The following is a 20,882-nucleotide window of genomic DNA, read 5'->3' as shown; positions in this document are numbered from 1 at the left end:
TTTGTCCGGAAAATACAGGATTAAACGGGCTGCTCAAGGAGTTTGCTCAGGTTGTCACGAGCTTGTAGCTCGTATCGCTGGTAGAAATAGTCTGTATAAAAAATGGAAGATTTGCTCAGCAGGCTTTCAAAGAACCGACGTTGGCCAGAGCGATATGCAGGATCATCCAGGTGAGGACTTTCCTTTCGCACATTGTCACTGTCCTTTAAGAATTCCTCCCAAGGTAGACCGAGAGAAGAGATATCAATGTCTGCAAGATAACAGCCGTCTTTTGTCTGCGGCTCAGTATCATGGGTAGTGTCCATAATAAGTTGAGATACCCGCTTCCTGACTCCAGTCAGTGCTGAGTTTTTGCCAATCAGCTGGCAAAAGAGCGTCGCACTGTCGGCCTCGTTCGAATCGCTGCCCATTTGGTAGATAACATCGTGAAACCAGAGTGCCATCTCGACTTCCTGAGCGTTATCAAGCTCTCCTATGACCTGGTCGAGTTGTGTGAGGCAAAAGCAGATATGGTCGCCGGTATGATAAAAGCGATCTTTAAGCGAATAGTATTCAGTGATTTTAAGCCAGGCTTTCTCAGCCGGTGTTGCCGAGCTGTTGGCAAGCAGGTCCTGCCAAAGTTTGATGAAGCGCTTTTGATCCATTGTGTTTCTAACCGCCAGAAGCACGAAGCTTATCTTGCAGAGTTTCATAAGCGGTTTGTGATTCGGCCAGTTTGCTACTTAATTGGCGCATCACATCCAGGGAAACTTCGGGATTTTCGGTTAACAGTTTGATAAAGACATCATCCCCAATACGCAATACTTCAACATCATCTCGTGCGCGCAAGGTTGCGGACCTTGGGTCGGTGGTAATGACGGCCATTTCCCCAATCAAAGAATTAGCCCCACGTACGGCGGCAACAAGATCTTCACCATGGGTATCGGCCAATACTTCTACTTCGCCGGAGAGTACGACAAAAGCGCTATCGGCCGGTTCTCCTTTTTTAAAAAGGATTTCACCAGGTTGATAATGAAGGGCCTCGCTGGTAAAGGCTATTAAACGTAGCTTCGACTTATCCAGCTTGGAAAACATTGGAACCTTTGCCAGCTGGCAGACTTCCTCATCAATTTCCAAACGACTACTCCTGAAGGTGGGGTAGGTTTATTTTGCTCAAGAATGAAGCAGCAGGCAACTGTGAGAAGCTGGCGTTGCATAAAAAAGGGGCTAATAGCCCCTTTTTTATCGATCATAGCCAAGCCCCCATGTTACATGTTGGGGTAATTTGGCCCGCCAGCCCCTTCTGGTGTGACCCAGGTGATGTTCTGTTCAGGATCTTTAATATCACAGGTTTTACAGTGAACGCAGTTCTGGGAGTTGATCTGGAATCGCTTGCCTTCTTCGTCTTCCACGATCTCATAGACCCCGGCAGGACAATAACGCTGAGCCGGCTCGTTAAATTGCGCCAGATTGCTTCCAAGAGGAATGCTGTCGTCAGCCAATTGAAGGTGACAGGGTTGGTCTTCCTCGTGATTGGTATTGGACAGGAATACAGAGCTTAGTTTGTCAAAGCTGATGACGCCGTCTGGCTTGGGGTAGTGAATTTCAGGGCATTCGCTGGCCGGTTTGAGGGTGGCATGATCCGGTGTACGATCTTGCATAGTAAAGGGCAGTTTACCGTTGAAAATATTGAGATCGATAAAGGCAAAAGCACCACCCAGAATATTACCGAATTTATGCATCGCCGGACCAAAGTTACGCTGCTGATACAGCTCTTTGTAAGCCCAGGATGCCTCGAAAGCGGATTGATAGCTTTCCAGGTCTTCACCGCCCTGACTTCCGTTCTGGATGCTTTTAAAGACCTCTTCGGCAGCAACCATTCCGGATTTCATCGCCGTGTGGGTGCCCTTAATCTTGGCAAAGTTCAGGGTGCCTGCATCACAACCAAGCAGGAGCCCGCCCGGGAAGTTCATTTTGGGTAAAGACTGCGGACCACCTTTGGCAATTGCTCTGGCACCATAGGAAACTCGCTTTCCGCCTTCCAGGTATTGCTTGATAACCGGATTTTGCTTGTAGCGCTGCATTTCATCGAAGGGGCTCAGATGAGGATTGCTGTAGCACAAATCGGTTATTAAACCGAGCGCGACCTGGTTGTTTTCGATGTGGTAAAGGAAGCCGCCGCCTTTGGTGCCGCTTTCATCGAGTGGCCAACCGGCAGTATGAACGACCAGTCCTTGTTGGTGTTTATCTGGATCAATATCCCAGAGTTCCTTGATGCCAATGCCGTAATGTTGGGGTTCTGCGTCTTTATCAAGGTTGAAATGAGCGATCAGTTGTTTGCCCAGGTGGCCTCGGCAACCTTCTGAGAACAAGGTGTACTTTGCATGCAGCTCCATGCCAGGCATATAGCTGTCTTTCTGGCTGCCATCCTCTCCGATACCCATATCGCCTGTGGCGATACCCTTGACACTGCCATCTTCATTGAAAAGCACTTCGGATGCGGAGAAGCCGGGGAATATCTCTACTCCAAGGGATTCGGCTTGCTCGCCCAACCAGCGGCAGACATTGCCCAGGCTAACAATGTAGTTACCCTCGTTGTGCATGGTTTTAGGAGCGAAAAAGTTGGGCACTTTTTGTGCTTTTTCCTGATTTTTAAGCACAAAGATTTCGTCGCCTGAGACGGGTGTGTTGAGAGGTGCACCCAGTTCCTTCCAGTTTGGAAATAACTCATTCAGGGCAGTCGGCTCGATTACAGCGCCAGACAAGATATGGGCACCAACCTCAGAGCCTTTTTCCACCACACATACGGTGAGCTCACTTCCGGCTTCCTGAGCTTGTTGCATAAGACGGCAAGCGGCTGACAGGCCAGAAGGTCCGGCTCCGACGATGACGACGTCAAACTCCATCGATTCTCGTTCCACGCTGTATCTCCTCAAGGGTATTTTATGTTGTTATTTGGAGCCAATATTGGACTGGACTCCCAAAAGATGCTTGCTGGATTTTAAACAGTTGTTTTAATATTGTCTAACTGGTTGTTTCGAAAGGGGTCTGTTTTCGAGTTCAAGCAGCATGATTTTTGAATCATTGCACCGGGTGGAGATATTCGGTTGGTATGAATAACCGTATCTTGAAGGGCGCATCCCTTGACCTGCTATAGGGATGGGTTCAAGATACCGCCCACTTAAAAACCCCGTCTTCACGGCATGCATTATCGCCAATGAAGATACAACGAGCCGCCGGTGACCTGTTCCTGGTGGATATTACTATAAACGGACATCATACGAGGATTCCATGAAGGTTCTTGTAGCTGTAAAGCGAGTCATAGATTACAACGTAAAGGTCCGTGTTAAAGCGGATAATTCAGATGTTGATTTAACCAACGTCAAAATGGCCATGAACCCCTTTGATGAAATTGCTGTCGAAGAGGCCGTTCGCCTGAAAGAGAGCGGAACTGCCACTGAGGTTGTTGCGGTTTCCATGGGTGGAAAAGAGTGCCAGGAGCAGATTCGTACTGCGCTTGCGCTGGGTGCTGATCGTGGCATTCTGGTCGAAACCGATGAAAGCCTGGGTTCATTAAGTGTCGCCAAATTGCTTAAGGCGGTTGTTGATGAGGAAAAGCCTGATCTGATCATTCTTGGTAAGCAGGCAATTGATAGCGACAATAACCAGACTGGCCAGATGCTGGGTGCGTTAGCAGGGCTTCCTCAGGGTACCTTTGCTTCCGAAGTTAATGTTGCTGACGGTAAGGTTTCTGTTACCCGTGAAATTGATGGTGGATTGCAGACAGTCTCCTTGAGTTTGCCTGCCATTGTGACCACAGATCTTCGTTTGAACGAGCCTCGTTACGCTTCCTTGCCTAACATTATGAAAGCCAAGCGTAAGCCTCTGGATACCAAAACCCCGGCAGATTTGGGTGTTGAAACCTCATCCAGCGTGACAACGTTGAAAGTTGAGTCGCCAGCAGAACGTCAAGCTGGTATCAAGGTAGCCAGCGTTGAGGAGTTGGTTGAGAAACTGAAGAACGAAGCGAAGGTGATCTAATGGCTATTCTAGTAATTGCAGAACATTCCAATGACAGTCTGGCCGGTGCAACTCTTAACACCATAACTGCAGCTCAGGCAATCGGTGGCGACATCGATGTGCTGGTTGCCGGTAATGCTTGCGGCGGTGCCGCAGAAGCGGCCGCTAAAGTTGCAGGTGTCAGCAAGGTATTGGTGGCCGACAATGCTGCTTATGAGCACCAGTTAGCGGAGAATATGGGATTATTGATTGCTGATCTGGGCAAGTCCTACGGTCACATTCTGGCGCCAGCGACTACCAGCGGCAAGAATTACATGCCTCGCGTTGCTGCCTTGCTGGATGTTGATCAAATCTCTGAAGTGATTCGAGTTGAAGGCCCGGATACCTTCGCCCGACCTATCTATGCAGGTAATGCGATCGCTACCGTGCAGTCCAGTGCTACGGTTAAAGTGATCACGGTTCGTTCCACGGGTTTTGATGCCGCATCTGCTGAAGGTGGAAGTGCAAATGTTGAAGCGGTTGCCAACGTTGAAGATGCGGGCATATCGAGCTTTGTCGGCGAAGAGCTGGCCAAGTCCGACCGTCCTGAGTTGACAGCTGCCGACATCGTGGTATCGGGCGGTCGCGGTATGGGCAATGGAGAAAACTTTGAGTTGCTGTATACCCTTGCTGACAAACTGGGAGCAGCGGTCGGTGCATCTCGTGCAGCGGTTGATGCTGGTTTTGTCCCGAATGACATGCAGGTTGGACAAACAGGTAAGGTTGTTGCGCCAAACCTTTACGTTGCTGTGGGTATTTCTGGTGCTATCCAGCATCTCGCCGGCATGAAAGACAGTAAAGTTATTGTTGCAATTAACAAGGACGAAGAAGCGCCTATTTTCCAGGTTGCTGATTACGGTCTTGTCGCTGATCTGTTTGAAGCTGTTCCTGAACTGGAAAAGCTTGTATAGACAATTATTGCGAATAAGTAAGAAGGCCTATCCTTTCGGGGTGGGCCTTTTTTCTGTCTATAGTACTGCCGATCTGCTATTTTAATTGTCAGGAATTGCACTACAGTTTCATTAATAGCATTAAGTTGTGCTCTTAACCTGATAATAATAAAGAGATTTGCGGGGAGGGTTCGTATTTGATTAATGTACTGGTTGTTGATGACCATGATTTGGTGCGTACCGGTATCACCAGAATGCTTGCTGATGTAGACGGTATTACTGTTGTTGGAGAAGCGGAAAGTGGTGAGGCAGCGGTCGATTTTGCGCGACGCCTGGATATCCATGTAATTCTGATGGATGTGAAAATGCCTGGCATCGGCGGTTTGGAAGCCACCCGTAAAATAACGCGATCAAATCCTGATATCAAAGTGATCGCTGTCACGGTTTGCGAGGACGAACCCTTTCCTTCCAGATTGCTGAAAGCGGGCGCTTCCGGGTATGTCACCAAGGGTGCGGGCTTGGATGATATGGTCAACGCGATTCGTATGGCGGCGAAAGGCAAGCGCTATATCAGTGCCGATATAGCTCAGCAAATGGCTCTGAAACCTTTTCAGGATGAGGAGCAAAGCTCGCCATTTGACCAATTGTCGGAGCGGGAGATTCAAATCACGATGATGATTGTTAACTGCCATAAGGTGCAGGTCATCTCCGATAAGCTATGCCTTAGTCCAAAGACTGTTAATAGTTATCGCTACAGAATATTCGATAAGCTCGGCATCAGTAGTGATGTTGAATTAACTCTGCTCGCTGTTCGTCACGGAATGGTTGATGGTGAGAGTGTAGCCGGATAATTTCTGTTTTATTGGAACCGCTATCAGGGGTTTTATGGCGGCCTCACCTCCTGCTTTTGATCACAAAGCCTTTCTGGCAACCCAGCACCACCACCCCGGCGTCTATCAAATGTATGCCGAAGGTGGTGCTATTCTGTACGTGGGTAAAGCGAAAAGCCTGAAGAATCGACTGGCAAGTTATTTTCGCTCAAGTGGCCTTGCGCCGAAAACGGCTGCGTTGGTTGCTCGCATCGTTCATATAGAGACGATTGTGACGAATACTGAAGCCGAAGCGCTGATACTTGAACAAAATCTAATTAAAAATCACCGCCCGCCCTACAATATTCTACTTAGGGACGATAAATCCTACCCCTATGTTTTTATCGCTCCGGGGGGGGGATTCCCCCGTTTGGGGTTTTACCGAGGGCGAAAAAAGCGAGGTGTCGAATACTTCGGACCTTATCCCAGCGCCGGTGCTATTCGGGAAAGTATGAATATACTGCAGCGTGTCTTTCGGGTCAGGCAATGCGAAGACAGCTATTTCCGCAACCGGACCCGACCCTGTCTCCAGTATCAAATAAAGCGCTGCAAAGCTCCCTGTACCGGGCTTGTCAGTGAGCAAGAGTATGCTACTGATGTTGAGCGTTCCAGGTTGTTTTTGCGCGGCAAAAGCCAAGCCTTGATCTATCTGCTACTGGAAGAAATGGAAGCGGCGGCGGCTGCGTTGGAATTCGAGAAAGCAGCTGACTTAAGGGATCAGGTGACTCAGCTTCGGGCGGCTCAGGAACAGCAGGTGGTCGATCGTGATGGCGGTAATATCGATGTCATTGCTATGGCGGAGCAGGGGGATCACCTGTGCTTTGCGTTGTTAAGCATACGTGGTGGTCGTGTCGCAGGTAATCGGAGCATTTTCCACCAACGCAAAACAGACGATCCGCTTGAGGATATATACAGTGGCTTGTTAGCCCAGCTTTATCTGGGGGATCAGGGTGGCAGAGATGTACCTGAGGAGGTAGTCACAGACATCGATATTCAATCTTCAGAATTACTGCAAGAAACCATTTCTTCCGGGGTAGGTCGTGCCCTGGTCATCCGCCATAGGGTGCGCGGAGATCGAGCCAGTTGGATCAATTTGGCGCAAAAAAATGCGGTGCAAAACCTGCAAGCACGGTTGAGCAACCGAACCAGTATTCGCCAGCGCTACATTGAATTGCAACAGCTGCTAGAGCTGGACAAGATCCCAGCGCGTATGGAGTGCTTTGATATCAGCCACAGTTCGGGGGAGGCGACGGTCGCTTCTTGTGTGGTGTTTAATGATGAGGGGCCGTTGAAATCAGATTACCGGCGCTTCAACATCACCGATATTACCCCGGGTGATGATTACGCCGCTATGCGCCAAGCCCTGCATCGCCGTTATAGCCGGGTATTGAAAGAGGAGGGCAGGTTGCCCGATCTGCTGTTCATTGATGGCGGGAAGGGGCAGTTGTCTATGGCTAATCAGGTAATGGAGGAGCTGGAGTTGACTGATCTATTGCTTGTCGGGGTTGCTAAGGGAGAAACGCGCAAGCCGGGACTGGAAACCCTGATTGTAAACGGGTCTTTCGAAGAGATTCAGTTGCCTAGAGGATCTTCGGCATTGTTGCTGATCCAGTCTATACGTGATGAGGCGCATCGCTTTGCCATCACGGGTCATCGCCAGAGGCGCGCCAAGGCCCGTAATCGTTCTGCATTGGAGGATGTGCCCGGTATTGGGGCCAAACGTAGACAGCAGCTGCTGAAGTACTTTGGAGGCTTGCAGGGGGTTAGTCAGGCGTCAGTGAGTGAGCTACAGAAAGTGCAGGGGATCAGTGCCCATTTGGCCGAAGCCATTCATGACGCTTTACATCCAGATTAATCGCTCTAATATCTACGCTTCTGTTGATGCCTGACACAAAGGATTCCATGAACATCCCCAACCTATTGACCTTGTTACGAGTGTTGCTGATTCCCGTTATTGTCGTTGTCTACTACCTGCCGGTGGGTTGGAGTTACATGGCAGCGGCCGGGATTTTTTTTATTGCTGGCTGCACCGATCTGCTCGATGGTTACCTGGCGCGTCGCTGGAATCAGAGTACACCCTTCGGTGCCTTTCTCGATCCTGTCGCAGACAAATTGATGGTTGCGGTGTCCCTGACTCTTCTGGTGCATGAGTATGCCAGTTTCTGGGTGACAGTCCCCGCCATGATTATTATTGGTCGAGAAATAGTGATTTCGGCACTCAGGGAGTGGATGGCCGAGCTGGGGAAGCGAACCAGTGTGGCTGTATCCTATATTGGTAAAATTAAGACGGCCGCCCAAATGGGCGCCATTTTCTTCCTGCTGGCAACTCCGGCCGAGATTAACAATCTGGTTGGTCAAATCGGATTTGGGTTTCTCTATGTTGCTGCGTTATTGACGATTTGGTCGATGTGGCAATATTTGTCGGCTGCCTGGGGGGACCTAATGCCAACCGACGATCAGTCTTAGCTGGCTACAATTCAACCAAAACTCTTTTTTGAATCAATGGGTTGACAGAATTCTCCGAGCGCATACAATACGCACCACCTGAACATCAGGAAGCGAGGAGGCTTGCCTCATATTCGCACCAGCGGTAACTGGTTAAACATACACAGAGCGGGAATAGCTCAGTTGGTAGAGCACAACCTTGCCAAGGTTGGGGTCGCGAGTTCGAGTCTCGTTTCCCGCTCCAAATTTTCTGCATTTTGGGTATTGTACTTTTGCAATATCCTCCCGATTTAGGCTGGGTGGCAGAGTGGTCATGCAGCGGACTGCAACTCCGTGTACGCCGGTTCGATTCCGACCTCAGCCTCCATCTTCCCGCTGAAAACAAGGATGTTTTCGGCGAACCCAAGTTTATTCTGAATCTCTTGTGAGCGGCTGTTACTTTTACTTTTTATGAGTATAAAGCACTTTTAAAACAGCTTGTTAGGCCTAAGATATCCAGTGTAAACTAGCGCCACGTTTTACTTGCTAAGACGCTTGCCCTCCTTAGCCCGGATGGCGAAATTGGTAGACGCAAGGGATTTAAAATCCCTCGACCGTAAGGTCGTGCCGGTTCGATTCCGGCTCCGGGCACCACTCAAAAAAATCCTCCCGCCGAAGACTTAAGCTCTTTTTTTCCGCTACTATCTGTATGTACATTCGATTGGTCTTACAGGGATAGTTCATGATCGTACCGGTTATTCTTTCAGGTGGTAGTGGTTCCCGGCTTTGGCCTCTGTCGCGAGAGTCCTACCCCAAGCAGTTAATTCGTATGCTGTCAGACCATGACAGCATGATTCAGCAAACCTGGCGTCGTATAGCAGATGTTGATGATGTTGCACCGCCGCTCATCGTTTGTAACGAGCAGCACCGATTTACGGTTGCCGAGCAGATGCGTCAGTGCGGTGCCGAGGGTAGCAATATTGTGCTGGAACCTTGCGCTAGAAATACGGCTCCAGCCATAGCCGCGGCAGCCTTGATCGCCCAGCGATCTGGTGAGAATCCGACGTTACTGATATTGCCTGCTGACCATGTTATCGCCCGAGTCGATGAATTCCATCAACGAATCAAATTAGCAAGTCTCCTATCCTCTACAGGCCGTCTGGTCACCTTTGGTATTATTGCCGATCGTCCGGAAACCGGTTATGGCTATATCAAGGGCGGCGCTGAGCTCCCTGAAGGTGGGTTAAGGCTAGATCACTTTGTTGAAAAACCCTCTTTGGAACGAGCTAAAAAGCTGGTTGCCAGTGGTGATTATTTCTGGAACAGCGGCATGTTTATGTTCCAGGCACAAACCCTGATCAATGAACTGCAGCAATATCAACCTGAACTTCTGAAAGCGGTCGAGGCATCAGTTCAGCAAGCATCAGAAGATCTGGACTTCATTCGCCTACAGGAGGACGGCTTCTCTGCTGCACCTGATCTTTCCATTGACTACGGGTTGATGGAGCATACGCAAAAAGGCGCTGTAGTTCCGGCCGATATTAGCTGGAGCGATGTGGGTGCCTGGGATTCTCTAGCAGATCTGCAACCTGCTGACGACCAGGGTAATGGTGGTGTTGGTGATCGCTTGTTGGTTGATTGCAACAACAGTTACGTGCACGCCGACAACCGTCTAGTGGCGGCAGTTGGGCTGGATAATATTATTGTTGTAGAAACCGATGACGCGGTACTGATAGCGGATCGGGCCAAGGCGCAGCAGGTGAAGGACGTTGTAAGCCTGCTCAAATCTGAAGGGCGCAAAGAGGCGCGTGAGCATCGCACCGTTTATCGTCCCTGGGGAAAATACGAAGAAATTGATACTTCGGAACGTTTCCAGGTCAAGCATATTCGGGTTAATCCAGGTGCCAGCTTATCTTTACAAATGCATCACCACCGCGCCGAGCATTGGGTGGTTGTGCAGGGAACGGCGAAAGTGACCTGCGGTGACAGCCAGTATCTGGTGACTGAAAATGAATCAACCTACATTCCACTGGGAGAACAGCACCGGCTCGAGAATCCCGGTAAAATTCCACTGGACCTGATCGAGGTGCAATCTGGTAGCTACCTCGGTGAAGATGATATCGTCCGTCTGGATGATATTTATGGACGCACAGAAATAATTAATCCCGAAGGAACCCCTGATCAATGATTCGTAAATGCTTATTTCCCGCCGCAGGCTATGGTACACGGTTCCTGCCAGCGACCAAATCCATGCCGAAAGAGATGATGCCAATCGTAAATAAGCCACTGATAGAGTACGGCGTTGAGGAAGCGCTGGAAGCTGGCTTGGATCAAATCAGTATTGTAACGGGACGTGGCAAACGTGCGTTGGCTGACCACTTCGATACCAATTACGAACTCGAGCATCAGATTGCGGGATCCTCCAAAGAAAATCTACTCAAGGATATTCGTCACCTGATTGACGCCTGCACCTTTTCATACACCCGCCAACAAGAAATGAAGGGGTTGGGGCATGCGATTCTTACCGGTGAACCCTTGATCGGTGACGAACCCTTTGCAGTGGTGCTGGCTGATGATCTCTGTGTTAACCCGGAAGAGGGAGTGTTATCGCAAATGGTCAAGCTGTACCGACAGTTTCGTTGCAGTATTGTCGCTATTCAGGAGGTGCCCGCCGATGAAACTTATAAGTACGGTGTCATCGACGGAGAGATGATTAAGGAAGATATCTTCCGAATAAACGATATGGTGGAAAAACCTGCTCCCGAAAACGCGCCCAGCAATATGGCCATTATTGGCCGCTACATCCTGACGCCGGATATTTTCGAGATTATCCGTAATACGCCACCAGGAAAGGGGGGGGAGATTCAAATCACCGATGCGCTACTCAAGCAAGCCAAAGATGGCTGTGTACTAGCGTATAAATTCAAAGGCAAGCGCTTCGATTGTGGAAGTGTCGATGGCTACATAAAAGCCACCAACTATTGCTATGAAAACCTTTATCAGGCGTGATTGTTTAAGGACCCTAGGCGGATATCTGCTTGCTGAGTGTTGCAATCCAGCGACCCTGAATGCGTTTCAGGGTGAAGTGACGGGCGCGTAATTGCAGTAAGCACTGTGTGCACTCTTTCAGTGAGGGTGTTGCTACTGTAATCATGGCTTGCTCCCGCTTGATGTTTCCTGAACTCATAATACGGATCTGTCGATGGGTGCCTATTGGCAGATTCCACAAAGCGCTCTGGGGGTTATACTTACTTTTCCGAGACTAACCCGGTGAAGGCCTAGCGGCCAGGAGCCCTATATCTTGAATGTACAGCCGATTCATGTGCCTGAAGAGCCCTTATCCCAGTGGATGCTTAACGAAGCCTGGCGTTTGCCGGATGCCCAAAGTCTGACCAAGGCACTGGTTGAGCGGCTGCTCTCCTTGGGTGTACCTCTCTACCGTGTACGCATTACACTGAGGTTATTGCACCCGCAAATTACAGGTTTCAGCTTTACCTGGGTGAAAGGGGACGACGAAATTACCGTTTATAACCCACCCCATGAAATGCTGCATTCGGAAACCTACCGAGACAGCCCATACTGGGCCATTTTTGAAGAGGGCGCCGGGGCTATTCGCCGACGGTTAAGCGGTCCTGATGCTCAGCTCGATTATCCGTTGTTGTCCGAACTGGCTGACGAGGGCGCTAGCGATTATGTGGCGCTCCCCATTGAATTTATGGATGGCAGCATTCACGCCATCACCTTGGCGGCGGATAAAGGCCCTGGTTTTTCTACAGAGCATTTGGCGATGATCTACGAACTTTTACCTGCAATGGGCCGGGTATTGGAGATTTATGCGCTGAGATGCACTTCGCAAATACTGCTGGAAACCTACCTCGGCAAGCGAACGGGAAGCCAGGTGTTACAAGGCCGAATCAAGCGTGGGGACGGAGAACAGATCGAGGCCATTATATGGTTTTGTGATCTTCGTGGATCGACCCAAATGGCCGATCAGATGGGTTTGGAGGCTTTTATTGAAAAGCTTAATCAATTTTTTGAAATTATGGCTCAATCGGTTCTGGAGCAAGATGGTGAGGTCTTGCGGTATATCGGTGATGCCATGTTGGCTATTTTCCCTATCGGAAAACACGGATGTGAAGCGGTGCCTGCGAAGGTTGCTGCGAATGCACTGATGGCGGCTCGCTGCGCCATCTCCCGAATGCAATCGGAGCCCGAATGTAAAGGCATGGAGTTTGGCATTGGGCTGCATTTTGGCACTGTCATGTACGGCAACATAGGCTCACCCTCAAGACTTGAGTTTACGGCCATAGGCGCTGCCGCCAATGAGGCCGCTCGAATACAGGATTTAACCAAGTCACTGGGTGTACCTTTGTTGGCCTCGCATCAGTTTGTCGAAAAGCATGGCGGGCAGGGCGAAGATGGCTGGCGCTTCAATGGTTCTTTCCCATTGAGAGGTGTCTCGGGTGAGCGCCGGGTTTATACCCCTCACCAGCAACAATGCGATTCCAATAACTGATCCCGCGTTACTAAATAGGCACTACTAGAAGCCCGCATGGCATTCTCCTTGGTCTATTATTGATTGAGCTATCCTGACTTAAGGGGCTTCTGCCTGGCGTGGCACATGGTTAGTACGGATTGGGGCTCTATCATGCTCTTCATGCAAGCCAAATGCTCTAATAATGCACGTCTATTCGCCTCAAAAGCAGGGCAGCTAAATCCTGTGCTTGCGGATATTTTGACTCGCAGGCCAATGATATTTTGCTTGTAACTCGATGAAAACGAGGAATATCGATGAAAAGAACCATGCATAGAGGAGCATTCCTCATAGGCGTTATGCTGCTTTCTGGGCCAACCATTGCGAGTGAACTCTATATTTATCCAGCGAAAGGGCAAAGTGCAGAACAATTAGATAAAGACAAATACGAATGTTACAGCTGGGCTAAAAATGACACAGGCTTTGACCCGATGGCGGTACCCCAGGCAACGACTGCACCACCCAGTAATGAAAAAAGCTCTGGCGGCGTTGTCAGAGGTGGGGTAGGTGGTGCCGTGCTAGGTGGTATTATTGGGGATAGTTCTAAGGCAGCCAAGCGAGGTGCCGTAGCCGGAGGCTTGATTGGTGGCGTTCGCCAATCATCGCAAAATAGTGCGGCTGAGCGTGAACGAAGAGAGTGGGAGCAGCGTGAAAGCGCCAATTACGCCAATAATCGCAATAACTATAATCGAGCCTATTCCGCATGTCTGGAAGGACGCGGATACACAGTAAAATAGGGGGTAGATATGAGAATTGCTTTTAGGGCGATACTAGCCGGCTTTATGGCGCTGAATGCATCTGTGTTGTTCGCATTGGATGGCTCGAAAGAGTTATTGTGCGCCACACAAAGTGTGAATGAATGTCTGGCCAATCAAGGATGTCAGTCGGTGACATCGCAAAGCATGAATATTCCGGACTTCTTTGTGGTTGATGTGGCCAATAAAGAGCTACGCAGCGCAAAAAGAAAGACCCCCATTGAACGTGTAGAAACTCTGGACGATAAACTGTTTCTGCAGGGCGCGGATGACGGTGTAGAAGGGGTTAGGGATGGCTTGGGTTGGACTATGGTTATTGATCAATCGAGCGGAAAAATGTCCTTATCGGGCTCGGATGATCGCTTTGCTGTTGTTGTATTTGGTGCCTGTATGGAACGTTAAAAACGTTCATCATCGAACCCGCTGAAGGCTCAAAGCCACGCTGACGCTGATCCATCTACTATTTAGGCGCGGCTTTAAAGTCAAGCTACAAACGTTGTTTTATAAGGTCTTCCAATTGTTCCGGTAAAGCATCTGTTTGAGCTATCTCGCCATGACTGGGCATCAGAGTAGTCGGCTTGTCGTTGGCGAGTTGTTGCAGCGCCCATTGTTTGAATAGCTTGCGATTATTCATAATAAACCATTTGACCACCTGGCTGATTTTAAGTCCCGGCGCAGCACCCAGTAACTTTTGGGCAAAACGGGCAACAGGCTGATTTGAGACGCGCTCATAGTTTAAAAAACTGTCGCAAGTAACCCAGACAGAGCTTCCATCACCGTTATCCTTTTTTAGCCAGATATCTCCGGCTCTGTGCCCAGGAGGAAACAGGACTGAATAACTTTCGGGCAAAGGCGGCTGTTGTTTTTCTAGTGGAATGATATCGCTTTCGGCTGGTGCCACAGACTGTTTTATCAAACGGGGAATGGCTGCATTACTGGCATAGAGCTGATGATTTGGAAACGCTGTTTGCCAAGCCGCGACACCCATATAGTGAAATCCGTTGGGCATAATGATGTGCATTTTTGTATCAGTTGAACGCCACTTATCAGGCCAGCTGGCTAGTAGGGATTCCCCTGGGCTGTACAAGACAAACTCTTTGTCGCTCAGGCGAATGGCGACAGAGTTAGATACGAAGTTGGGGACAACATATTGGCCAACAGTTAATTCTGGTTGGAAGGTTACGGGGTGCCAAATATTTTTCTTCATAGGATAAGATTACGAAATGCACTGTTGTCTGTGTATATGTCAGAGACAGTACCAGAGAGGAGCTGTTTCGCAAGCCCTTCATCGATGGCAAGACTTATGTAGCTCCTGTCGACTCGGTGCTTGTTACGATGGCCGATACAGTTTTAAGGCGGTGATTCCTAAGGGTTTTACGATTCGCCAAACCACGGTTGACAGTAAGAACAGTACCGCTGCGGTACACACTATAGTCGGACCTGTGAGAGTCGAGAAGATAGGGCGCTTGTAAGCCTGAGCACGCATTAAAAAACCTGTTTTATGGTTATTGTAGGTGCAAAAGAGGCCCAAAGCGGTAAGGTCAATCTAAGATATAACGACGGTACCAGTTTGGGTGAGTATTCACCGGATGATGCTATTAAATACCTAACCCGGGAATTAGCGCCACCTTATCAGCAATTCAATTAATCTGGCCTAAACGATAAACAAAAACATGATGGCAGCTCGAATACCCAATAATTACGATGAGTGGCATCACTGTATAACCGTCGAATGCGGCTTGAAGTTAACACCTGCACTTATTAAAGAACGTATATCATCCCTGCAAGATGCCAACGACTTCAAGAACAGACAGTTTATGGTGCTTTATGGTGCTCACTATCAGCAGCAGATATTGGCCTCGTTTCAGCAAGCTAAAAAGAAGGCCGAGAGCCCATAATCGTAGGATGTCAGATGAGTAAAACTGAAATTTTATCTTTATTTGATGAGTGGAATGGCGCACTGCAAACAGGGGACTCTCAGGTTGTCGCATCGCTCTATGAAAGTGATGCCGTTTTACTTCCCACGATCTCCAATCAGGTTCGTTACAACACCAAAGAGATTGCTGATTACTTTGTCCAGTTTCTTGCGAATAACCCCATAGGAAAGATCGATGAATGTAATATTCGTGTTTTCGATCAAATTGCGATTAATTCTGGAGTTTATACGTTTACCTTTAATGAAGAAGAAAAAGTACAGGCGCGCTTTACATTCATATACCGATGGAATGGTACGCGCTGGATGATTATTGAACATCATTCATCACGGATGCCTGAGATGCCAGAGCTTTCATGACAGTGATCGAAAGCAAGAATTATCTCAAGCTCAGTATAAATATATCGAGTTGTGATTGAGTCTAACGAGCGACGCGCCACAGACCATCCGCTGTTAAATCCAGTTGAGGTGTGCAGAGACGTAGCCATGCGAGCCGCAGCGAGGAAGCCAACACCTCAGATGTCCACCCAATCCCATCAAACAAAATAGCGCATAATGGAACCTCCTTACGTCATATGAGGCCGTAGAGAGCTTCTGAGGGCTGTTCAGGCTGAAAGTTGATACCTCCCCTTATTATACAGGGGTTTGGGGGCGTAGCACCCCAATAGACTTCTTTGACTTTCGGTGTTGCACCAAAGCTCATTGGGTAATCGGTGCGATTGTGCACCATCTGCAGGTATTTGGGTGCAGGGCGGAGCTGCCCCCTCAGGGCGGGCCATTGCCTCAGGGGTAGCGGTGTCTAATCCGGCATAAAGGGTATACAATGGGGTTAGTTTTGCACCAAGGTCCCAGACAAAATGGTTCAAAAACACCCCGGGGAAAATGAATTTCCCCCTGCACGCCCCCAACGCCTCTTTCACCCCGTGGAAGCACCGGTTGTGGCGTTCCCCATCCAATCGGTCACAATCGATTGGGATCGTCTGGTGGCCAAGCGGCCCACCGTACTGAACACCATCGATGCCATGCCGGTGTACTTGCTCAAACCGGAAATACTGCGGCTGATCGATGCCGAAAAACACCCGACCTTTCGTCTGATTCTGGATCTGATGTGGACCACGGGTGCTCGCGTTTCCGAGGTGCTGGCCCTGAGACAGACATCGTTCATCGATGACGGCTACGATTTCGGGGTGATTCTCAAGACCCTCAAGCAGCGACCGGGTCGCCCGACCAGGGTGGCGTTACAGCGCTCGCCCAAACGTTACATTCCGATCGTCGATCACGCGCTGGAAGACCGTATCCAGAGTTACCTCTACGCAGGGCACTTCAAAAAAACCGACCGCATCTTTCCGATGTGCCGGCAGACGGTGAACCGGCATATTCATGCGTTGGTGGAGAGAGTAGGGGGCGCACCGTTCGCCATCAGTGCCCACACGTTTCGGCATTCGTTTGCGATTCACCTGTTACTGCACGGACGGCCACTGAAGTATGTGAGTCAGTTATTGGGGCATAAGTCAGTGGACAGCACGGAGATTTACACCAATGTGCTTACCGTCGATGGGACGCATTTTTTGGATGGGGTGGATTTTCATTAATGCATATCTTTGAATGCGGGATTCATGGCACTAATAAATGGGGATACACCCTAAAAAGAGGATTGTTGATTTGCACCTAAAGTCACTGAAGGTATCTAATTTTAGAAAGCTAAAGAATGCCGAATTTAAATTCGTTCCTGGTCTTAACGTTATTGTGGGCGCCAACAATATTGGTAAAACAGCATTGGTTGATGCGCTCAGATCCTTGCTCGCAGGACATGAGGAGCAGTATCCACGATTTACGAGTGATGATATTCATAGACCCTGCGATGGCACTCCTGCAAATGGAGATATCTTGTTTCAGTTTGTTTTTTCAGACCTCAGTGATGAGGATGAGGCCGATTTTTTGCCGTCATTAGTTCCCGTTGAGGGAGAAGAAGCATTTGAGGCGCATATATCTGTTAGTTACAGTCTTGTTGACCGTGCTACAGGCCGAATGCGGCCCAAGCGCTGGTGTGGCGAGCACGAAGAAATTGGGCTTAATAGCGATATACTGGAAAATCTTCGGGGTGTTTATTTAAAACCATTAAGGGATGCTTCCCAGGGCCTTAAACCAGGCCGAAATAGCCAATTAGCCAAATTGTTACGCTTGCTTGGTGATGAGGACCCAGCAGGGAAGGAAGAAATTGAAAAGACGTTAGTTCAATATGACGAACAGTTAAAAGAAAAAGGCCCCATAGAGTCCACTCAAACTTCGATAGCCAGTAAGCACAGCGCCATGCTTGGAGATAAGTTGGCTCAGTTACTTTCTTTAGGTATCAGTGGTACAGACTTCAATCGATTATCTGCCAGGCTATCTCTTCAGGCCGATTATTTCGATATTGAGTTGAATGGACTCGGGTTTAACAACCTAATATTTATGGCCGTTGTGCTAAGTGAGATGGCTAAGGATCCCACCGCTGCTTATCGAGGGCTGATAGTTGAAGAGCCCGAAGCACATCTTCACCCGCAACTCCAATCCGTGCTACTGGATTATCTCCAGGAAGTTAAGGCTGAAGAGGGAGAGGGCGCGGTTCAAGTATTTGTTACCAGTCACTCCCCGAATTTTGCCAGCCTTGCAAACCTAGATTCTACTGTTTGCTTAATCGATACTAAAAACGAAGTAGAGGCTTTTTTTCCAAGGGATATATTGTTTGATGAGACTCCCAAAAAGCACAAAAAAACAAAGCAAAAATTGGAGCGTTATCTTGATGTGACGAGAGCAGAGATTTTTTTTGCGCGTCGAGTCATATTTGTAGAAGGTGCTGCAGAATTAATGCTTCTCAGCGTTTTGGTTAAAAAACTTGATAAAGAATACGATCTGAGAAGGAATGCAATAAGTCTATTAAGTGTAGAGGGGCTAAATTTTGATGCGTTTCTTCCGTTGTTTGGTAAGAATGCATTGCAGATTCCAGTCGCAGTTATAACAGATGGAGATCCCTATGAGGTTCTAGAAGAGCCAGGTATGGAAAAGCCGAAGAGAATCCCTATTTATCCTGACTTGAAGGACAACGTAAATTTCTCGGATAATACACGCAATCTGTTGAGTAGGGAGGACGAATTAGTAAAAGTATTTCATGGGCTGAAGACTCTCGAATACGATCTAGCGCTCTACGAAGAAAACCGTAAAGTAATGCTCTCTGCTTTAAAAGAAATGCACCCAAAAATCGGTGATCAGCTTGAGAAACAGGTTCTCGCTGCCCCAACCAATCAAGCTGCAGCCAAAACTTTGTTCTGCGGTATGTTTGAAAGGGGCGAGAACGAAAAAAACATCCAAAAAGGACGTTACGGCCAGGTCCTTGCGCAAGCTATATCTGAGGTTGAGATCGGATTCAAAGTTCCAAGTTATATTGAAGGTGCGATTAAGCACGTATGCCAATGATAAGGATGTTTTGTGAGTGATTTATCTGATGAGCAACAAGACATTGTACAAGCTCCCCTTTGTTCAATGTCGGTTGTAGCCTGTGCTGGTAGCGGCAAGACTAAAACAGCAGTTAAAAGATTAATAAAGATTAGAGGGGATCTCAGTCGAGCAAGATCGCATATTGCATTGCTTTCCTTTTCAAATATAGCGGTCGATACTTTTAGAACCGCTTTCTCAACGGCGTTATCTGTACAGAATGGTGTAATTGATTCACGAGTAACCATCGATACTTTTGACGGTTTCATTACAAGCCATATTTTAAGGCCTCACGCTTACCGGACCATGTGTTGTAAGCAGACACCTTTTCTTTTAAGTGGCAATGAATCATTTTTGAAAAATAAGAAATACACATATTGGTACGACTTGCCAAATGGTGAAACCAGGTCAGTTCAGCCAAACAAGCTAGATGATGTTGTAGTAAGTATTGAGAGTGATAGATTTGTTTTCTATTATCGCCTGCACCAAAACCTATATCCGATTGACAATGGGTTCAAAGTAACAAAACAGCTAGGGAGGTTAGGCGCCTATACCCATGAATTGGGCAAGCTTTGGTCGCTATCTACTTTATTAAATCAGCCTGAAATTTTAAGGGTGATGGTCAATCGCTATCCTCACATTCTTGTTGATGAAGCGCAAGATCTTGGTGTTCTACATCAAAAAATTTTGGAGGTGCTGATTAAAAACGGGGCATGCGTATCCTTGATAGGTGATCCCAATCAGGCTATTTTCGAGTTTGCCGGAGCAACCGGCCAGTACATTCGTTCGTTTGACGAGGATGAAGCTAATGACAGCCAAGCTTTAACTGTAAACTTTCGTTCTGTTTCAGGGATCGTAAATGTTGCAAATGCGTTATCGGGACGAGAAGACAAATCGCTTAAAAAAACAACTAACCCTCTACACGGTGCGTATTTTACGGCCTACAACCCAAAGAATCATAGTAGCATCGTTGATGCTTTCAGTAGCAAGTTGCTTGAACTCGATCTGCAAACAGAAAACTCTGCTGTTTTATACCGAAGCAATATTGGGATCGAAAAGTTACGAGGGAAACCAAAGAACTTCGGACAAGGAAGAATTTTACAGCTAGCGTCTGCGACTTTTGAACGTGACGTTAATGCAAATTATCATAAGGCTTTTACGTTAGTAACCAGATGTGTTGTGAGCCTAATGCTAAACGCTCCAAATAACATAATGACAATGCTAGCCAATCCAGAATACTTTCCGGAAGTTAAGCCTATAAGACAAGACATATGGAAGTTCATTAGATCCAAAGAAGAGGGTTTACCCTCAGGCCACTTAAAAGCTAAGTCTGAATGGCATAATCTAGTAAAAGATAGGCTTATCAATTTGCTTTCGAATATTAGCGTACAGCATGGAATTACGATCGCTGACAAGCTTGGAAATAAATTAGCAAAAACCAACTTGATTGACGCCCCAATAGCTCCTCCACCTGATTTTATAGTTGAGAGGCAACCAAGTATCAGGGTGGATACAGTGCATCAGGCTAAAGGGGAAAGCTTGGATGCGGTTCTCTATATGGCTACAGAAAAAAAGCATGTTGAAAGTCTGTTGGAGGGCGTAGAGACTGAATTGGGGCGAATTGGTTATGTTGCATTAACACGTGCAAGGAATTTTTTTGTGCTCGGCATACCTGACGCTCACATAAATGATTTATCACCAATGCTAGAGGAGGTAGGTATAAAGAAATTGGTGTTTGAAGGGAATGGATTCCAGTTTCCAAAGGTGGCATCCCAAGAAAAACTTTGTATTCCAATAACCCATAAAACACAAATCAAAGATGGTCACGTAATTTGGCCATTCCATTATGACTTCGATCAGAACAAAGTTGATTGCCCTCGCTGTATCGAGTTAATTAATAATGAAAATATTTCAAAGTAAAGAGTGCCGTCCAAAAGCTGATGAGAATTAATTCTTTATGAAATCATG

At 47.9% G+C, this 20,882-nt stretch carries 21 protein-coding genes and 3 tRNA genes; 19 read left to right on the top strand and 5 right to left on the bottom strand.

What is annotated here, in order from left to right:
* Window positions 1-20: 20 nt before the first annotated feature.
* From MIB40_RS04155 to MIB40_RS04145, 3 genes are all read right to left on the bottom strand, one after another.
* Window positions 21-644: an HD domain-containing protein gene (locus MIB40_RS04155; RefSeq protein ID WP_249691165.1), complete on the bottom strand. Its 624-nt coding sequence runs from the start codon at window positions 642-644 to the stop codon at window positions 21-23.
* Between the two features lie 7 nt (window positions 645-651).
* Entirely contained in the window at window positions 652-1,116 is a 465-nt protein-coding gene (locus tag MIB40_RS04150; RefSeq protein ID WP_249691163.1) for a cyclic nucleotide-binding domain-containing protein, read from the bottom strand.
* Between the two features lie 131 nt (window positions 1,117-1,247).
* Window positions 1,248-2,900, bottom strand: coding sequence for an electron transfer flavoprotein-ubiquinone oxidoreductase (locus MIB40_RS04145; protein ID WP_249691161.1), 1,653 nt, complete (start codon window positions 2,898-2,900; stop codon window positions 1,248-1,250).
* A gap of 370 nt (window positions 2,901-3,270) precedes the next feature.
* Between MIB40_RS04145 and MIB40_RS04140 the strand changes: the two genes are divergently transcribed.
* The 10 genes from MIB40_RS04140 to galU all read left to right on the top strand — a co-directional run bounded on the left by MIB40_RS04140 (window position 3,271) and on the right by galU (window position 11,230).
* Entirely contained in the window at window positions 3,271-4,020 is a 750-nt protein-coding gene (locus tag MIB40_RS04140; RefSeq protein WP_249691159.1) for an electron transfer flavoprotein subunit beta/FixA family protein, read from the top strand.
* The gene (locus tag MIB40_RS04135; RefSeq protein WP_249691158.1) at window positions 4,020-4,949 is read left to right on the top strand and encodes an electron transfer flavoprotein subunit alpha/FixB family protein; all 930 of its coding nucleotides are present in this window, start codon (window positions 4,020-4,022) and stop codon (window positions 4,947-4,949) included. The genes MIB40_RS04140 and MIB40_RS04135 overlap by 1 nt, the downstream gene beginning before the upstream one ends.
* 176 nt (window positions 4,950-5,125) lie before the next feature.
* Window positions 5,126-5,779 carry a UvrY/SirA/GacA family response regulator transcription factor gene (gene uvrY / locus MIB40_RS04130; RefSeq protein ID WP_249691156.1) on the top strand — a complete coding sequence of 218 codons (654 nt, stop codon included), beginning with the start codon at window positions 5,126-5,128 and terminating at the stop codon, window positions 5,777-5,779.
* A gap of 34 nt (window positions 5,780-5,813) precedes the next feature.
* The gene (gene uvrC / locus MIB40_RS04125; protein ID WP_249691154.1) at window positions 5,814-7,652 is read left to right on the top strand and encodes an excinuclease ABC subunit UvrC; all 1,839 of its coding nucleotides are present in this window, start codon (window positions 5,814-5,816) and stop codon (window positions 7,650-7,652) included.
* 47 nt (window positions 7,653-7,699) lie between these two features.
* Window positions 7,700-8,263, top strand: coding sequence for a CDP-diacylglycerol--glycerol-3-phosphate 3-phosphatidyltransferase (gene pgsA, locus MIB40_RS04120; protein ID WP_249691152.1), 564 nt, complete (start codon window positions 7,700-7,702; stop codon window positions 8,261-8,263).
* A 147-nt stretch (window positions 8,264-8,410) separates the two neighbouring features.
* Window positions 8,411-8,486 (top strand) — tRNA-Gly (locus tag MIB40_RS04115).
* Window positions 8,487-8,535: 49 nt separating this feature from the next.
* Window positions 8,536-8,609: transfer RNA gene (locus MIB40_RS04110), tRNA-Cys, on the top strand.
* A 179-nt stretch (window positions 8,610-8,788) separates the two neighbouring features.
* Window positions 8,789-8,875: transfer RNA gene (locus tag MIB40_RS04105), tRNA-Leu, on the top strand.
* Between the two features lie 88 nt (window positions 8,876-8,963).
* On the top strand, window positions 8,964-10,409 hold the full coding sequence (locus MIB40_RS04100; RefSeq protein WP_249691151.1) for a mannose-1-phosphate guanylyltransferase/mannose-6-phosphate isomerase: 1,446 nt from the start codon (window positions 8,964-8,966) through the stop codon (window positions 10,407-10,409).
* Window positions 10,406-11,230, top strand: coding sequence for a UTP--glucose-1-phosphate uridylyltransferase GalU (gene galU, locus MIB40_RS04095; RefSeq protein WP_249691149.1), 825 nt, complete (start codon window positions 10,406-10,408; stop codon window positions 11,228-11,230). The genes MIB40_RS04100 and galU overlap by 4 nt, the downstream gene beginning before the upstream one ends.
* A 13-nt stretch (window positions 11,231-11,243) precedes the next feature.
* Here the strand turns inward: galU and MIB40_RS04090 are convergent, their stop codons facing one another.
* A complete protein-coding gene (locus MIB40_RS04090) occupies window positions 11,244-11,408 on the bottom strand; it encodes a hypothetical protein (protein ID WP_249691147.1) in 165 nt (54 codons plus the stop codon).
* Between the two features lie 114 nt (window positions 11,409-11,522).
* On the opposite strand from MIB40_RS04090, the gene MIB40_RS04085 reads away from it, so the two are divergent.
* From MIB40_RS04085 to MIB40_RS04075, 3 genes are all read left to right on the top strand, one after another.
* Window positions 11,523-12,737, top strand: a complete 1,215-nt coding sequence (locus tag MIB40_RS04085) for an adenylate/guanylate cyclase domain-containing protein (protein ID WP_249691145.1) — start codon at window positions 11,523-11,525, stop codon at window positions 12,735-12,737.
* 275 nt (window positions 12,738-13,012) lie between these two features.
* The gene (locus MIB40_RS04080) at window positions 13,013-13,492 is read left to right on the top strand and encodes a hypothetical protein (RefSeq protein ID WP_249691143.1); all 480 of its coding nucleotides are present in this window, start codon (window positions 13,013-13,015) and stop codon (window positions 13,490-13,492) included.
* Between the two features lie 9 nt (window positions 13,493-13,501).
* A complete protein-coding gene (locus tag MIB40_RS04075; RefSeq protein ID WP_249691141.1) occupies window positions 13,502-13,912 on the top strand; it encodes a hypothetical protein in 411 nt (136 codons plus the stop codon).
* Window positions 13,913-13,997: 85 nt separating this feature from the next.
* Here the strand turns inward: MIB40_RS04075 and MIB40_RS04070 are convergent, their stop codons facing one another.
* Window positions 13,998-14,717: a hypothetical protein gene (locus tag MIB40_RS04070; RefSeq protein WP_249691139.1), complete on the bottom strand. Its 720-nt coding sequence runs from the start codon at window positions 14,715-14,717 to the stop codon at window positions 13,998-14,000.
* Window positions 14,718-15,011: 294 nt separating this feature from the next.
* Here MIB40_RS04070 and MIB40_RS19835 point away from each other — a divergent pair, with 294 nt between their 5' ends.
* From MIB40_RS19835 to MIB40_RS19710, 6 genes are all read left to right on the top strand, one after another.
* Window positions 15,012-15,158, top strand: coding sequence for a hypothetical protein (locus tag MIB40_RS19835; RefSeq protein ID WP_406566435.1), 147 nt, complete (start codon window positions 15,012-15,014; stop codon window positions 15,156-15,158).
* A gap of 25 nt (window positions 15,159-15,183) precedes the next feature.
* Window positions 15,184-15,408, top strand: a complete 225-nt coding sequence (locus tag MIB40_RS04065; protein ID WP_249691136.1) for a hypothetical protein — start codon at window positions 15,184-15,186, stop codon at window positions 15,406-15,408.
* Between the two features lie 14 nt (window positions 15,409-15,422).
* A complete protein-coding gene (locus MIB40_RS04060; protein ID WP_249691134.1) occupies window positions 15,423-15,803 on the top strand; it encodes an SgcJ/EcaC family oxidoreductase in 381 nt (126 codons plus the stop codon).
* 497 nt (window positions 15,804-16,300) lie between these two features.
* A complete protein-coding gene (locus MIB40_RS04055) occupies window positions 16,301-17,035 on the top strand; it encodes a tyrosine-type recombinase/integrase (protein WP_249691125.1) in 735 nt (244 codons plus the stop codon).
* A 37-nt stretch (window positions 17,036-17,072) separates the two neighbouring features.
* Window positions 17,073-18,896, top strand: a complete 1,824-nt coding sequence (locus tag MIB40_RS04050; RefSeq protein WP_249691123.1) for an ATP-dependent nuclease — start codon at window positions 17,073-17,075, stop codon at window positions 18,894-18,896.
* Between the two features lie 12 nt (window positions 18,897-18,908).
* Window positions 18,909-20,834 carry a UvrD-helicase domain-containing protein gene (locus MIB40_RS19710; RefSeq protein ID WP_249691121.1) on the top strand — a complete coding sequence of 642 codons (1,926 nt, stop codon included), beginning with the start codon at window positions 18,909-18,911 and terminating at the stop codon, window positions 20,832-20,834.
* Window positions 20,835-20,882: the final 48 nt, after the last annotated feature.

It is taken from the genome of Aestuariirhabdus haliotis (assembly GCF_023509475.1).
GTDB classification, from domain to species: domain Bacteria; phylum Pseudomonadota; class Gammaproteobacteria; order Pseudomonadales; family Aestuariirhabdaceae; genus Aestuariirhabdus; species Aestuariirhabdus haliotis.
Note: the sequence above shows the minus strand (reverse complement) of the source record. Positions and strands in the feature narration are given on the sequence as shown.